Below are 16,390 nucleotides of genomic sequence, written 5' to 3'. Positions count from 1 at the left end.
AGACTATTAATACCATTTTGCATAAGAGTAATGAGCGTTTTTATCTCGCTTGATTCACCTCCCAACTTATACTTTTTAAGCACCCAAGTTTTATTGCAGTCTAGATTTTGGCTTCAATTGTAAATTTACCTACTGAAACATCAATCACTACCACGCTAGTACCTACTGATATTGGATTAGCCGATTCAAGTTTCCACTCGATACCTGAATAACGATAACTCGGAGAATATTCTGGAGAGACATCTTCGGTTAACACAAAACTATGGCCAATAAGATCACTTTTAGCTTTGGTTTTATCGACTTTGTTTTGCGAGTTTTTCAAAGGTTTCCACAACACTGTAGCTAACAATGCGGTTATGATACCTGTACTTAAACAAGCACTAAGTAGCGTGTTAGGAATGATTTCGATAAATAAAAAAGCAGAAGTCACTATGGCTGCCAAACCTACAAAAAACAGCACAAAAGTAGAAAATCCCAACACCAGAATTTCAATTACCAATAAAAGAATGCCTAAAATGAGCAAACTTTCTGCTAAGTTATTGTATGCCCAATCCATAGGTTATCCCTTATTTAATTGATTAATTATGGTCATAGCCTGAGCGACCACACTAGCTGCTTCTGTTCCACCATCTGGCAATAAAACTACAGAAGACTCCTTAGCTATAGCTTGTTTGGCCTCAATTGCTTTAGTGGCTAAGTCTAGCTGGATGGCCTTTTGACCTTCACTTGTTGCAGCCGCTTCACCTACTTGCCTTAATGCTTCGGCTTGAGCGGTTGCTACAGCAACAATAGCTTTTGCTTCACCTTCAGCACGTAATACTTGCTCTGACTTATCTGCTTCAGCAGCCAAAACCACTGAGGCTTTTTCGCCTTCAGCTCGGTTAATCGCAGCTTGACGATCACCTTCAGATTCTAAAATTTGTGCCCGTTTTACTCGCTCAGCTTTCATTTGCGCTTCCATTGCTTCCATCACTGAATGCGGTGGCACTATGTCTTTTATTTCATACCGTAAAACCTGAATCCCCCAAGGACTGGCAGCCTCATTAATTGCGGCCACTATATTGGTGTTGAGTTGATCTCGTTCTTCAAATGTTTTATCCAACTCCATTTTACCTAATTCAGAACGCATAGTAGTTTGAGCTAACTGGGTCACCGCAAATACATAATCATCCACACCATAGGTTGCTTTAACTGGATCTAACACTCTGAAATACAAGACACCATCTACATGCAACGAAATATTATCTTTAGTTATGGCACTTTGTTCTGGCACATCTACAGCTTGTTCTTTTAAAGAACGATCGGCCGAAACGCGATCAATGATCGGCATTATAAAATTTAAACCCGCTTCTTTGGTAGACTGATACTTACCAAATCGTTCAATCACATAAGCACGATTTTGCGGTACAAATTTGATTGAGCTTTTTAATAGCACTATAACTAGTACTAAAATAAATGCCTGAGCGGTAAAAATATAATCGAGTAATACTTCCATAATCTACTTCCTTTTTACATGAAATTACTTTTTAACTATCGTATATGTGTGGGTAAATTTTGTACTTTTCAAGATGCAGAGCATTTCTCAGCTAGCAATTAATGCCAATCGGCATAAATCAGTTCATCCAAGCATAACTAAACTTCATAAATACTGATTGTTCATTTTTGGTTAGGCGTTGAATCAATTCATATTGTTCCGCTGAATCTGAATAACCCACAAAAAATTTAGTTAATGGATTGAGTTTATATGAATATAAAAGTTGTGTTCCTAAGCTTTTATATTCTTTATCCACGTCATAGTTGATATAAAGATCTTGGTTTCGCTGAATATCTGCGCCTATCAAAATAAACCTTAAAAACTGTCGTTGATCAAATTGATAAGTAATTCGTATATCAGTCAGATTAGCGGTAAATAAATTATCAGTTTGAATATCTAATTTTTTATAAGTATGTCTTAAGCTGAGTTGTAAATGGCTCCCTACATCTAAAGTCACTATAGGGCTCAGTGCTAATTGTTTACCTAAACGATTATTATCAAAATCAATTTGATCACCATATGAAGCCGACAGACTAAAATACAAATATGAAACTGGCCGAGATTCAAAATACATACTAGATTGATTTTCTGTAAATAAGGTTGTGTTGTTTTGAACAGATAACAGGCTAGGGTCATGACGCAGGCCAACACTTTCTCTTTGCAATTGGCCTAATTCAAAGTACGACTGATAATTGCCGTGAATACTTAAATATATTTCAGCCTCTTTTTCCAAAATTTCATTAGCATCATTGTGAGAAATATCCCAATCACCAGACACTCTAACTCTTTGCCACCAAGAGTGATCGCTATACCAATTATAACCTCCACCCAAAATCATTCTATTTCTGTCGACACGAGTACCAAAGCCCAAATCCCGACGAAAACCTTCGCCAACTGATTCATATATGGCTTCAGTAAACCAATCACGCTCTTCGTGGTAGTAAGCCAATCGATACGCCTTATCGCTAAAGCTACCTTCTTTTTGTAGACGTAAAGCGGTTTCGTTTAAATCGTTTCTATCTGAGCATTGGTTATCACAAAACTCTTTATATAACTCAATAGGGTACTGAGTATCAGACGATAACAATTGCGCTGCAAATACATCTTTATCACTGATTTGGTACTTAACATCTAGGCCATTTACATAATTGTGATATGAATCAGCATCTCGCAAGGTGCTAGTCCAGCCTAGTGAAAGCTTGTCAGATAAATCGTGACGATAACGAGCAGCTACATTAATTGACTCCTGATCGAGTTGGGCAATACTAGAGCCTAAATTGCCTGGCACAATAAAACTGGTATTTTCATCATTCGCCACAAACAGCCCAAACGTATGTTGATCAACTCGGCCTGTTACCTTCACACCGTAATCTGGCGCATTCATATTTCGTGTGTGTACTAAATCAAAATTACTGGTGAAATAATTCGAGTTTTCTAAAAAAAATGGACGTTTTTCGTCAAAATAGAGGGCGAAGGTATTATTAATACTCAACTGAGCAACATCCGACTCCACTTGAGAAAAATCTGGATTAAGGGTTGCCTGTAAAGATACTTCGGGGGTGATGCCCCATTTCACATCAAGGCCTACTTCTTGGTTGTTGCCGTTTTCCCAGTCACCTGTATCGTAAATATCCCTATTTCGGCCTTTGCCTAAAACTAAGGTAGGCACAAATGTGAGACTTTTACCCTGCTTGCTATTTTTAAATCCAGATATTTCACCTAACTGACACAAGGTGCAGCTGTTATTTCTATCTTTGGGAATATTTGAAATACGCAATCTGTCTTGCCTTGGATAAAAGCGCACAAATTCAGCCCCCCAAGTTTTAACATTTTTACTTTCTTCAAAATTCATGATTTGTAATGGAATAGCAATTTCTACTTGGTAACCATCATCTAAAATTTTGGCCGCTGAGCGCCATACAGCATCCCAGTTATCACTCTCATTCCCGGTCATTTCGTTTTCAACAGCGTCTGCTTGCACACCAAAAGGATTAACAAAAAACTCGTAGGCAATTCGGCTGTCATTAAATGGATCAAGCTTTAAGCCAACTAAATCATGACTCCAGACTTTATCTCTATCTCGATAAAAAGTGCGAAGCTGCGAAATATCAGGATCTTTTGCTTCAAATGAAACAAACAAAGTTTTGCCGTCTTCAAACATACGCACAATAGTTACCACTGGCGGCTCAGTGTTTTCAAACGGAGACGTCACGTATTTCAATTCAAACTTTTTAGCTTGCTGCCATTGCACTTCATTTAAGTCACCATCTAACACAATACCTTTGGTTGAATTCGGAACATTCATTGGCCAAGAGGATTGGGCGAACACAGCAGAACAAAAAATAAAATTAACCCAAAAGAATATAAAAATTCGTAACACAGCTTAATGTTCCAGTAATGTGCAAATTTGTTGTTGTGGTATTTAGGATAGACAGCATAACCTAAAGTGCGGGTAAATAAAGTACCTAGAGCTTAATCAACTAAATAGCCCACTGCCCAACAACAGACAGACAAACAATAAAAAGCTATTGAATATACTGGCGTTGGAAAGCGCGAGCTTTTTCACGTTAATTTAGACCTAATTCCCTAGTCATATTTTCGTTTTTATCTCTATGCACTATGATATTGTCTTCTATGCGGATCCCACCAAAAGGTCGCATAGTATCAACCTGATCCCAATTGATATATTTAGAGTTTTCACTTGCTTTTAGATCACCTAATAAACTATCAATAAAATACAAACCAGGCTCAATAGTGAATACTTGTTTTGCTTCAACTGTGCGTGTAGTACGTAAAAACGGGTGCTGACTGGGTGGAGGTTGAGGAGTCCCCCTATCATCAGAAACATGACCTGCAACATCATGCACTTGTAACCCTAAGAAGTGACCAATACCATGAGGAAAAAAGGTACTCACTATGCCTTTTTCAACCGCACCTTGTGCATCTAAATTTATAAAACCAAAGTTTTCTAATATTTGTGCTATTTGTTGATAGGCTTGAATATGAATTTGAGAATATGCCACGCTCGGTTTTAATTGCTCGACTAAGCTTAAAGTCACTTGGTGCAATGCCTGAATTAACTCAGAAAACACCCCTTGTTGATGACAGTAGGTTCTAGTGATATCTGCAGCATAACCATGAAAAGCAGCACCCGCGTCTATTAAAAATGAGCGGCTTTCAGATGGTGTATGTGTATCTAATTCGGTGTAGTGCAATATCGATGAGTTTTGGTTCAACGCAACAATATTATTGTAAGGGACTTGATTGTCTCCTTGTCGCACAGCACATAAGTAAGCCAAGTTAATATCAAACTCACTTAACCCCTGTTCAAAAGCAATTTTTGCCGCCCTGTGCCCATCAACTGCAATACGGTTAGCTTCTCGCATGCAATCTAGTTCATAATCTGTTTTGTAGGCTCTTTGATAATGAAGATAATGCATTACACGGTCTGGATTGACTAACTCAAAACCTAAAGCTTTTGCTACTTCAATATACTCTCCAATATAAGCGTACTTACTTTTATCAAAGGGCAAGTGTTTTTCTACGGCGTCAGCGTGAGTAAGCAAAATAATATCAAATTGTTCCGCCCAAAAATCATTAGGCTCATCAGGTACTTTGTGCCAAAAATCTTTTGGTCTATAAAAAATTAATTTTGGTTTATCTACCCCATTCACGATCAACCAACAATTTGGATTATCTACTACGGGTAACCAAGCCTTGAATTGAGGATTAACGGAAAACGGATAATTATTGTCATCCAAAAACATTCGTTTACTCTGGCCCGAGTGGATGATTAACCCGTCAATGGATTCCCGTTGCAGCGCTTCGCGAGTGCGTGTTTGTAGTTCGCTAATATGTTGTGGATAACTTATTGATACTTTTGACATGTTTAACTCTAAAACTGAAATCTAATCTTAAGAAGTTAGACTATCACAAGCTATATGTCTGTATACAGACTTACCTTACAAGCGAAGTTGACCTTTGGGACTAATTTTCATCTTGGCAAGCTCTTTAAAGGAATTATCAACACCACCTAAATGTTGACTATAAATCTGTTTATAAGCCAATACAGCTTTAACGTAATTTCGAGTCTCTTTATAGGGAATGGTTTCTATCCACAAATCAATTGGCATAGGTTCAGATTCCGGTAGCCATTTTCTCACTCTACGCCAGCCTGCATTATATGAAGCAGTAGCTAAAATAGGGTTATCGTGCATTTTATCTAATAGATAACGCATATAACGGGTACCCAAAGCGACATTTTCCTCAGGATTGAACAAAGTAGAACGAGGTACTTTTTTCTTGACCAAATAACGCGCCGTGCCAGGCATAACTTGCATCAAACCTAATGCTCCTACTCCAGAAGCAGCGTCTGGCATAAATGAGCTCTCTCTGCGCACAATAGCGAACGCCCAAGCTAAATCGATATTATTTTTCTTGGCATTAAATTCCAAATGCACGTCAAATGGCATAGGGAAACGCCTAGCTAAATCATCTAAATATCCCGCTTTAGAAAAGCCAAAAATGGCTTGGTCATACCAACCTTTTTCATTCGCAAATACAGCGGCCGTGACTTTTTGTTCTTGACTCAATTGAGTTTGCAAAAAATTCCATTCTCTTCTGGCATTAACTTGTCTGCCGAGTTGCCTAAACTCCATAGCACGTTGGGCTGCTGGGTGATCAGCGATAGCTTGTAACTCTCGAGCTGAAGGTTTTAATGGCTTATCATTTAGATTAGCCAATTGTGACAACTGACCACTGGCCAAAAATCCGTAATAATGGCGTTGTTGTGACAACGCTTGGAATTCTGTTGCAGCCAATTCGTTGGCGTTCAGCTGCTCGTAAGAACGGGCCTTCCAATATTGAAACAAATTATCAGAAGCAACCTCTTCAGGTACAGAATTAATCATATTTAGGGCATTTTGCCAGTTTAGTTGCCTTAATAAATGGGCCAAATGCCACCGAGCTAATTCATTATCTGGTGCAAATTGACTGGCTTTTTCTAACCAGAAACCTGCTTTTTCATGATTAATCAAGGCCAGAGAAATTGCAAAACGATGCGCAATAGCTTGCTGTTGTTCGTTACTAAATTCATACCGTTTGGATAACTTTTCCCAGCTTCGTAGTGCTAAATCTCGATCATGCCACACCAAGCGTTTCAGTCCATAAGCCAGTATTTCTTGCTCTAAATGCTTTATTTTTCTAGGGAAATTAGAAACACGACTCACCTGACTTGGAGAACGGCGTACCTTTAACCACAAATCGGCGAGGTATTTTTGCTCACTTGGTAATAAGGTTTTTAAATAAGGGATAAGGGTATGATTACCACCATCAGCCGCTAAAGATAATCTTTTCCAGACAGCTTCCGGTGTGCGCCTTCCAGCATTTTTCCATTTCTTGAATAAAGGATCGCACTCTTTAGGTTGAGATTTTCCTACTACCCAATATTGCTCTGCTAACACCAAGCCTTGTTCTACCGTTTTGGGATTTTTTAATAGATTTTCAGCATGTATGCAATTGAGCCCTGTATCACCAATGTCGCGATAAAAATGCTCAAACAAAGCCGGCTGTTTTTGTTTAGCAAGATAACTCAGCCACTTTTTGCGTAATGGCCAATCTAATGGTGAATATTTATGTTCAGACAGAAAATTCTCAATTAACTCTCTATTTGCCATATATGGATATTTAGTTAATGTTTTTAATTCAATGTAAGGACGTAATGGATACCCCTCTAACTGCGTCATTAGCCTTTTGTAAGTTTTACTTTTGGGGTTATGCGCTATGACTTCAGCATCTCCAAATATTTTACGCTGCTGCTCAAGGGACACGGCAGCACTCACACTCAAGCAGGAGAGTGGATGTGAAATTAACAAGATTGCAACCCAAAATAACTGACGAATAATAACCAATTCCAAAGAGTAAAAGATGAGACTAAAGATAACCCATATAACAAATATTATGGGTATCTATTTAACTAAATTCACGCAACAACTGGAATGACCAGTTGCAAAAAAACAAATTATGCACATAATAAGGGTCTTGATATCAGATGTTAAAAAATTGCTTCACTCAATCAATAAGATTAACAATACTGATACAGACTTTATTTTTAAGTTGAAACTTCTAGCAAATTAGAGCAAATGTCACAGGAGAAGATAATGATATATGAAGGCAGCAGCCTCAGCGTTAAATTGTTGCAAGATGGCATTGCAGAATTAGTTTTTGATGCCCCCGGTTCAGTGAATAAGTTTGATCAACTCACTGTCAATGAGTTAGCTCAAGCTATCGAAGAACTAGTATCAAATTCAAATGTTAAAGGTTTAATAGTGCGCTCAGCCAAACCTACATTTATTGTGGGCGCAGATATCACCGAGTTTACCGCTTTGTTTGATATGCCAGAGCAAGACATAGTGACTTGGGTAGCCAAAACCTCCCAAGTATTTAACCGTTTTGAAGATTTACCTTTCCCTACCATAGCAGCAGTCAATGGCTTTGCATTAGGTGGTGGCTGTGAAATGGCTTTAGCCTGTGATTTCCGTATTCTAGATACCACTGCAAGTTTAGGTTTGCCAGAAGTTAAACTCGGTATTATGCCTGGATTTGGCGGAACAGTTCGCTTACCTAGATTGATTGGCGCAGATAATGCCCTTGAATGGATGACTACTGGCAGAGATTGCAAAGCCGATAAATCATTAGCTGTAGGCGCTGCTGATGCTGTAGTTGAGCCTAAAAATTTAATACACTCAGCAACCAGTATGCTGCATGACGCCATAGATGGAGAATTTGACTGGCAAGCTCGCCGCTTACAGAAAACCTCACCACTTCAACTTAATGCCAATGAAGCCATGATGAGCTTTTCTACTGCTAAAGCTATGGTAGCAGCTCAAGCAGGTAAACATTACCCAGCTCCCCACATGATGGTAAACACAGTATCTAAAGCAGCGGGGCTGGATCGAGATGCAGCATTGGCATTAGAAAACCAAGGTTTTGCTACCCTTGCTAAAACTGATGAAGCTAAGGCCCAAGTTGGTATTTTCTTGGCTGATCAATTAGTAAAAAGTAAAGGTAAAAAACAAGCCAAAGCCGCAACTAAAGTTGTAAACCAAACAGCCGTGTTAGGCGCTGGCATAATGGGCGGGGGCATTGCCTATCAATCGGCAGTTAAAGGCACGCCGGTAATCATGAAAGATATCAACCAAGCTGCATTAGATCTTGGTTTAGCTGAAGCTGCCAAAATCTTAACTAAAGGCATGCATAAAGGTAAGGTTGATGCTAAAAAAATGGCAGCAACCTTAAACAATATCACCCCAACTTTGGATTACACCTCGATTAACAATGTCGATTTAGTAATTGAAGCTGTAGTCGAAAACCCCAAAATAAAAGGTTTGGTATTAGCAGAAACCGAACAACATGTATCTGACGATGCAATAATTTGTTCAAACACCTCAACTATCTCGATTAATCAACTTGCTCTGAATTTGAAAAAACCAGAACGTTTTTGCGGTATGCACTTTTTTAATCCTGTGCACCGCATGCCATTAGTAGAAATCATTCGTGGTGAAAAAACCTCAGAAGCAACCATTTCAGCAGTCGTCGCTGCAACCTTAAAAATGGGTAAAACGCCTATAGTAGTCAATGACTGCCCTGGTTTTTTAGTTAATCGTATTTTATTCCCTTATTTTGCAGGATTTAGCCAACTATTAATTGATGGGGCTGATTTTGTGGCTGTAGATAAAGTGATGGAAAAAGTCTTTGGCTGGCCAATGGGACCAGCCTATTTGCTCGACGTTGTAGGTTTAGATACAGCTGACCACGCATCTAGCGTAATGGCAGAAGGCATACCTGAACGTATGCAAAAAATTAAAAATGATCCCGTGACTTTACTCTATCAAGCACAGCGTTATGGACAAAAAAATGCTAAAGGTTTTTATAATCACAGTTTAGATAAACGAGGCCGTCCGGCCAAAGTGGCTGCTGATGAGGCCTATGCACTTATGTCTGAACACTGCGCCGATAAACAAGAGTTTGATAAAGAACAAATCATAGCTCGCTTAATGATCCCGATGGCCAACGAAGCGATCCGTTGTTTAGAAGAAGGCATAGTGGACAGTGCCGCGGAAGCCGACATGGCCTTGTTGTATGGCTTAGGTTTCCCTCCATTTAAAGGCGGGATTTTCCGTTACATCGAAACTATGGGCTTAAACAATTTTGTTAAATTAGCAGATAAATATGCTGATTTAGGTCCTATTTATCAAATTTCTGATGGTGTGCGCGAAATGGCTGCATCGAACCAATCATATTTCGCCCAATAGGCCTAGGAGAATATTATGAAAGAAGTAGTAGTAGTTGATTGTATACGCACGCCTATGGGCCGCTCTAAAGCAGGTATTTTTCGCAACGTTCGTGCGGAAGATCTATCAGCCCATTTAATGACACAGTTATTAGTGCGTAATCCGAATTTAGACCCCAGTGAAATCGAAGATATTATTTGGGGCTGTGTACAACAAACCAAGGAGCAAGGCTTCAATGTTGCTAGAAACGCACAGCTGTTAACCAGCATTCCTCGATCAACCAGCGCCGTTACTGTGAATCGTTTATGTGGCTCATCTATGCAGGCTTTGCACGATGCCACCAGCGGTATTATGACGGGTCGCGGTGATGTATATATGATTGGCGGCGTTGAACATATGGGCCATGTGCCTATGAATTTCAACGTGGATTTTCATCCTGGATTAGCTAAGTTCACTGCTAGAGCATCGGGCATGATGGGCATGACTGCTGAGTTGTTAGGTCGTCAAAATGGTATTAGCCGTGAAATGCAGGATGAGTTTGGCGCTCGTTCACATCAAAGGGCGCATAAAGCTACATTAGAAGGCCGATGGAACAATGAAATTGCCCCAACCTTAGGTCACGATGCTGACGGTGTATTAAAACTTATCAAGACAGATGAAGTGATCCGCCCTGACTCAACCATAGAGACGATGGCGGCTCTAAGACCGGTTTTTGATCCAGTAAATGGCTCGGTTACAGCTGGCACTTCGTCAGCCTTATCTGACGGTGCATCAGCTATGTTAATCATGTCTGCCGACAAAGCTAAAGCCCTAGGTTTAACTCCAAGAGCTAAAATTCGCGCTATGGCAGTTGCTGGTTGTGATGCAGCGATTATGGGATACGGTCCAGTACCAGCAACACAAAAAGCCCTTAAACGTGCAGGTTTGACCATGGACGATATCGAACTGGCCGAGTTTAACGAAGCTTTTGCCGCCCAAGCATTATCTTGCATTAAACAATTAGGTTGGCTGGATAACTATGATGAAAAAGTCAATCTAAATGGTGGGGCGATCGCATTAGGTCATCCTCTTGGATGTTCAGGCTCTAGAATATCTACTACACTGATAAACCTCATGGAAGAAAATGATAAGTCGTTAGGATTAGCAACTATGTGTATAGGTCTAGGCCAAGGTATTGCAACAGTATTTGAACGGGTGTAGGTTCGCTTTTATTGGGTATCAAAGCTCTCTAATAGAGCTTTGATACCATTACTGTTAATGCTTTACACCTTATTTAATTAAGAGCAGTGGAGTGTTTATCAAAACTATTAAATCTATATATAAATTAGCATATGGTGGAGAAAGGAGCTCCCAAATTGTTTTCGCACAATTTAATGAATTAATTAAAAAAGTCCCTCTGCTTTATTCCATTTTACTCGTCAATTCACTTTCTTTAGCCTACACCCATTACGGTGTGGCACCAGACTACTTAACCATTTATGTTGCCGCTTTGCTGTCTATTGGCTGCATTAGCAGAGCTATACGTTGGTACGGCTTTAGGCATCATGAATTTACCCTAAAACAGGCAAAACACCAAATTAGAATGACTGTTTTATTTGCCATATTAATGAGTCTATTTTTCTCGGCTTGGAGTTACACTTTATATCAGTACGGGGATTTTGCATTACAAACCCATGTTATTTATTACATTTCGATTACCGTAATTGGGATTATTGTCTGCCTGATTCATTTACCCGCAGCAGCATGGTCTATCTCATTCGCTGTGGGTCTACCTTTCGTAGCATTTTTCGTTTATTCGGGTCATCCCGTTTTTGTCGCCATCGCTACTAACTTTACCCTAGTTGTATTTGTATTAGTGATGATCACCCAAAGCTACTACCGCGCCTTTTCCTCTGTTATTAATGCTAAACAACAACTCGAACAACAGCACAGACATACCAAAAATTTAAATATCCAAAATGAATTATTAGCTAATCAGGATGGATTAACCAAATTAGCCAATAGACGAAGTTTTGCTACTTTTTTAAACCAAAAGCTATTAGAAAAATTAAGCCATAAAAATTTTATAGTGGGGCTAATTGATTTAGACGGTTTTAAGCCTGTCAATGACATCCACGGCCATGCGGCTGGCGACAGGGTATTAACAGAAGTGAGTCACAGGCTTAAAAAACTGCTAAACAACGAAGCCATGTTAGCCCGCATCGGTGGTGATGAATTTGCCATTGTTTTAGACTTTGCCAATGACCACGATCAAATTCAAAAATTGGGTAAAAAAATAACAGAAGCGCTACAAGTCCCATTTAAGATGCGCACGGGATTAGTACAAATTTCTGGCTCTTGCGGATTTGCCATATACCCTGATGCTGGAAATACCGCAGAAAAATTAATGGATCGCGCTGACTTTGCTCTGTATGAAGCCAAAAACAACGCTAGAGGTAGCTCCATTATATTTTCTGAAAAGCACGAACAAATCATTCGTAAAAAATCACTGATTGAATTAGCTCTTGGACAAAGTGTTAAAAAACAGCAAATTAAAATTTATTATCAACCCATAGTGGATGGACAAAACGGCGAAATACTCGGTTTTGAATCTTTAGCTAGATGGTTTCATCCAGAGTTGGGACAAATTTCACCTGAACAATTTATTGTCACAGCTGAAAAAATGGGCATGGTAACTGAGATTACTCTTTATTTATTTGAACAAGCCATTCAAGATTTAAAAGCTTGGCCTGAAAGGATTTATTTGTCTTTTAATTTGTCGGTTCATGATGTGATCAATAGAGCCACCCTAGCTCAGCTAGGTTCCATTTTAGATAAATATCAAATTCCAACAAACAGAGTACAGTTTGAAATCACTGAAACAACTATGATGAGTGACTTGGAACACTGTTCAAATATTACCAAAGAATTACAACAACAAGGCTTCTTAATCGCTTTAGATGACTTTGGATCGGGTTATTCAAGTTTGAGTTATATTCACAAACTTGCGTTTGATACGTTAAAAATTGACCGTAGTTTTGTACAAAATATTCAACAGGACGCACGCAGCAGAGGAGTAGTGAAAACGATCTTAGAATTGTGTTCTAGTTTTGAAGTGCGCTGTACAGTTGAAGGTGTAGAATCAAAAGAACAGAAGGATTTATTATTAGAACTCGGATGTAGAAACATGCAGGGCTACCACTTTTATCGCCCTGCACCTTTTGAATACTTTAAATTCGACGAGCCTTAGGTCAAATTCGACTGCCAGATATTTTACTTTTTACCAGTTGCACGATCCTTTGTTTCACTTGGGCAGTTAATCCCAGACTCACTAAAAACGATGAAAACGTGAAGATGAATACAACAGATTTAAATATTTTTACACCCGTAAATAACATAATCGACAGCAATAAAGCAGCATAACCTAATCCGATTACCCCTAAAAACAAACACATTCCTTTTAGTTCTTTATTCATAATATCCTCAAATTTTATATGTCCATATGAGTGTAGCCGTATGGAATTAACACTGCAAAACCACTCATTATTCAAATCATACCACCCCATATTGATGCGCTGTCATTTAGCGATATGGACTAGTAGTTTTATTTAATCTTCTAATTCGACTGCTGCCAGTTCTTCAGGCAATAAGGTAGCAATCAATGTGTCTTGCTCATTCAAAAAGTTATTGGCAGCCACTTGTAACTTTGCTTCTGTCATTTCATCAACTAACGCTAAAGCTTGTTGGTAGGTCTGAAACTCCTGAGTTTCAGACAGGCTCGCTAACAAATAACCTCGCCAAAAACCATTCTGTTTGATTTGAGTCTCGTTACTTTTTAATCGCTGTTTTTTGTAGTTTTCTAAATATTTTTTATCTTGGGTTTGAGTTTTAAACTCCTGAATAACTAATTGAGTTTCTTTAACTAGTTCATCAACTCTTTCGGGATTACAGGTAAAAGAGATACTGATACTATGAGAGTCGTCATAACGTGAAAAGCCGCCGCCCACTCGAACGCCGTATACCCCGGATTTTTCTTCTCGAATACGCTCACGTAAAACCGTACTAAGCACTGATTTTAAACTATTAAATGCTGTATTTTGTGTATAACTCCATGGTTTGGAGCCATAATAATTCAGTACCACAGTGGCTTTAGGTTCCAAGCCTTTTTCAACGTTCACTTTTAACTGGCCTTTAGTACGCAAATCAGGCATTTTTTTCCAAGACTCTGCTTTGTCGGTGTTTGGCAGGCTAGCCACATATGTACTCAACAATTCTTCCATTTTGTCTAAGTCGAGATTACCCACAAAGGCAAAATTAAAATCACCGGCATTGGCAAAACGCTCTTGGTAAAAATCTAAAGATTGTTCAAAGCTTTGACTTTGAATCACTTTGTCATCCATTTTTACCGAACGAGGATTATTACTATATTGCGCCACTCTAAGTGCTTCAGAAAACACACCATTCGGCGTATCAAGGCGATTCTTATAGTAAGGGCTAGCTCTTGAAATTAGCGTATCAAATGCGGGTTTATCCACTCTTGGTCGTTGAAATTTCAAATACAACATTTGCATAAACTTAGGCAAATCTTCAACCGAACTGGTGCCTGACAACGATTGCTTATATTGGTCAATTTGAGCTGATATGCCAAACCGTTTGCCCTTCATATATTTACCTAACTGGATAGAATTTAAATCACCTATACCCATAGCACTGGCTATATGTGTAGTAAGTAAGGTATTTAGATATGTGTCAGTATCTAGTAAAGAATTACCCCCTTCACTACTGGCTGAAAAAAGAATTTCGTCTTCTTTGAAATCAGTTTGCTTCAAGATAACTTTTGCACCATTGCTTAACGTCCAAATGTGAGCAGCTAAATTATCATCAAAATGTTTATCAACTACACTGCCCGCTTTAGGCGTAGTTGACATTAGTGAATCTGCTACTTTTTCGTCTTGGTATGCAGCCAGTTTTTGTTCAGTACTTTGCTGCCATAAGGCCAAAATTTGCTGCTCAGTCGGCAGGCTTTGGGCGATTTTTTGTGGTGCAGAAATAGACACTAAACGATTATTATCACTCCACCATTTAGCCGCTAACTGGTTAATATCATCTAAGCTAATTAGCGGTAAAAAGTGTTGGTAAGCAACAAAATATTGCTCGTTGTCCATTATCGGTGTTTGTCTTAAAAAATGACCTACGTATCTGGAAATCAAACCTTTTGATTGAGTTTTATCTATTTCCTTGGCGCCTTTTTCTGCTGAACGCAACATACTAGATTTTTGACGAGCCAGCTCGGTTGCAGTAAAACCGTTTTGTCGTACTCGGTTATATTCAGCTAACAAAAACGACATGGCTTGTTTTGACTGTTCAGGTTTAACTAACGCCCCTAAGTTGAAGGTGGAATTACTACTGAATAAACGAGAAAAGCTGCTGCCACCAGCAATTAATGAAGAATCCGGTTTTAATACCGCCTCTCTTATTCGGTTATTTAACATGCCAGTAAACAAAGAATGGCCAATTTGTTGTTTTAAATCCTGGTAATTTTGGGCATTAAACAATGGCTGTTTAATAGTTAAAGACACTGTACTACGTGTTAGTTCGGGATCGGTTTCCACACTAATTAGTGGAGTAGAGTTATCTGGTATTGGATAATTTTGTTTAGTACGGGCATTCTCTACTGGTTTTATTTGACTAAAATATTTTTCTATCAACTCAAGGGCATGTTCAGTTTCAATGTCTCCCACTACCAACACAGACATTAAATCAGGGCGATACCAATCTTTGTAAAACCGAATTAAATCCTCATGTTTGCCGTGTTCTAGGATCTCTTGTTTACCTATAGGTAGACGAACCGCGTGTCTTGAGCCTTTATACAATACAGGTAATTGCTTATTAAAAATTCGCTGCCCCGCACCCTTTCGAGCACGTAACTCCTCTATGACTACCCCACGTTCTTTATCTATTTCCTCAGGTTCAAAGCTAATTTTGTGAGCCCAGTTTTCTAGAATATGAAAGCCTGTTTCGATAATTTCTTGGTCATCAGTAGGTATTTGTAATTTATAAACAGTTTCGTCAAAACTAGTATGGGCATTTAAGTGAGCCCCAAACTTCATGCCGATGGATTCCACATATTCAACTATTTGTTGTTTTTCAAAATCTTGGGTGCCATTAAAGGCCATATGTTCAGCAAAATGAGCGAATCCTAGTTGATTTTCATCCTCCGCTAAGGAGCCTATATTAACTACCAGCCTGATTTCAGCACGCATTTCTGGCTTGGTATTTTTCTGAATTATGTATTCAATGCCATTATCTAACTTACCTTTAACCAACCTAGGAGATACAGGTAACGCCCCTGAAAACGGCTTCTTGACCGTTTCTTCCTGAACGACTTCTTTGGTACTTGTAGGGCTAGATTGGCAAGCGGTAAATAAAAGAGAAATAATTGATATTGACGAAATTAAATACAGAGACGGTTTAACTACTTTTTTTATCATTCTAGGTTTCCATTTCCTGAAGAGAAGATTTCCCAGCCAAGGGAGTATACTAATTGACATAGTTTATACTAACTTTAGAGAGGAGTGGTTATTAA

The 16,390-nt window shown here is 38.9% G+C and carries 10 protein-coding genes; 3 read left to right on the top strand and 7 right to left on the bottom strand.

Features of this window, described 5'->3' with window-relative positions:
* Positions 1-100 precede the first annotated feature (100 nt).
* The 5 genes from L0668_RS04450 to L0668_RS04430 all read right to left on the bottom strand — a co-directional run bounded on the left by L0668_RS04450 (position 101) and on the right by L0668_RS04430 (position 7,407).
* The gene (locus L0668_RS04450) at positions 101-556 is read right to left on the bottom strand and encodes an NfeD family protein (protein ID WP_235310877.1); all 456 of its coding nucleotides are present in this window, start codon (positions 554-556) and stop codon (positions 101-103) included.
* 3 nt (positions 557-559) lie between these two features.
* The gene (locus L0668_RS04445; protein ID WP_235310876.1) at positions 560-1,495 is read right to left on the bottom strand and encodes an SPFH domain-containing protein; all 936 of its coding nucleotides are present in this window, start codon (positions 1,493-1,495) and stop codon (positions 560-562) included.
* Positions 1,496-1,613: 118 nt separating this feature from the next.
* Complete coding sequence (locus tag L0668_RS04440) at positions 1,614-3,914, bottom strand: carbohydrate binding family 9 domain-containing protein (RefSeq protein WP_235310875.1); 2,301 nt, start codon at positions 3,912-3,914, stop codon at positions 1,614-1,616.
* A 187-nt stretch (positions 3,915-4,101) separates the two neighbouring features.
* Complete coding sequence (gene pepQ / locus L0668_RS04435; protein WP_235310874.1) at positions 4,102-5,421, bottom strand: Xaa-Pro dipeptidase; 1,320 nt, start codon at positions 5,419-5,421, stop codon at positions 4,102-4,104.
* Positions 5,422-5,496: 75 nt separating this feature from the next.
* The gene (locus L0668_RS04430; RefSeq protein ID WP_235310873.1) at positions 5,497-7,407 is read right to left on the bottom strand and encodes a lytic transglycosylase domain-containing protein; all 1,911 of its coding nucleotides are present in this window, start codon (positions 7,405-7,407) and stop codon (positions 5,497-5,499) included.
* Between the two features lie 285 nt (positions 7,408-7,692).
* On the opposite strand from L0668_RS04430, the gene fadB reads away from it, so the two are divergent.
* The 3 genes from fadB to L0668_RS04415 all read left to right on the top strand — a co-directional run bounded on the left by fadB (position 7,693) and on the right by L0668_RS04415 (position 13,054).
* Entirely contained in the window at positions 7,693-9,846 is a 2,154-nt protein-coding gene (gene fadB, locus L0668_RS04425) for a fatty acid oxidation complex subunit alpha FadB (RefSeq protein ID WP_235310872.1), read from the top strand.
* A 15-nt stretch (positions 9,847-9,861) separates the two neighbouring features.
* Complete coding sequence (gene fadA, locus L0668_RS04420) at positions 9,862-11,025, top strand: acetyl-CoA C-acyltransferase FadA (protein WP_235310871.1); 1,164 nt, start codon at positions 9,862-9,864, stop codon at positions 11,023-11,025.
* Positions 11,026-11,116: 91 nt separating this feature from the next.
* Positions 11,117-13,054, top strand: a complete 1,938-nt coding sequence (locus L0668_RS04415; RefSeq protein WP_235310870.1) for a putative bifunctional diguanylate cyclase/phosphodiesterase — start codon at positions 11,117-11,119, stop codon at positions 13,052-13,054.
* Between the two features lies 1 nt (position 13,055).
* On the opposite strand, the gene L0668_RS04410 is transcribed toward L0668_RS04415, so the two are convergent.
* On the bottom strand, positions 13,056-13,280 hold the full coding sequence (locus tag L0668_RS04410; protein ID WP_235310869.1) for a hypothetical protein: 225 nt from the start codon (positions 13,278-13,280) through the stop codon (positions 13,056-13,058).
* 132 nt (positions 13,281-13,412) lie between these two features.
* On the bottom strand, positions 13,413-16,295 hold the full coding sequence (locus L0668_RS04405) for a M16 family metallopeptidase (protein WP_235310868.1): 2,883 nt from the start codon (positions 16,293-16,295) through the stop codon (positions 13,413-13,415).
* Positions 16,296-16,390: the final 95 nt, after the last annotated feature.

This window comes from Paraglaciecola algarum (assembly GCF_021532655.1).
GTDB classification, from domain to species: domain Bacteria; phylum Pseudomonadota; class Gammaproteobacteria; order Enterobacterales; family Alteromonadaceae; genus Paraglaciecola; species Paraglaciecola algarum.
Note: the sequence above shows the minus strand (reverse complement) of the source record. Positions and strands in the feature narration are given on the sequence as shown.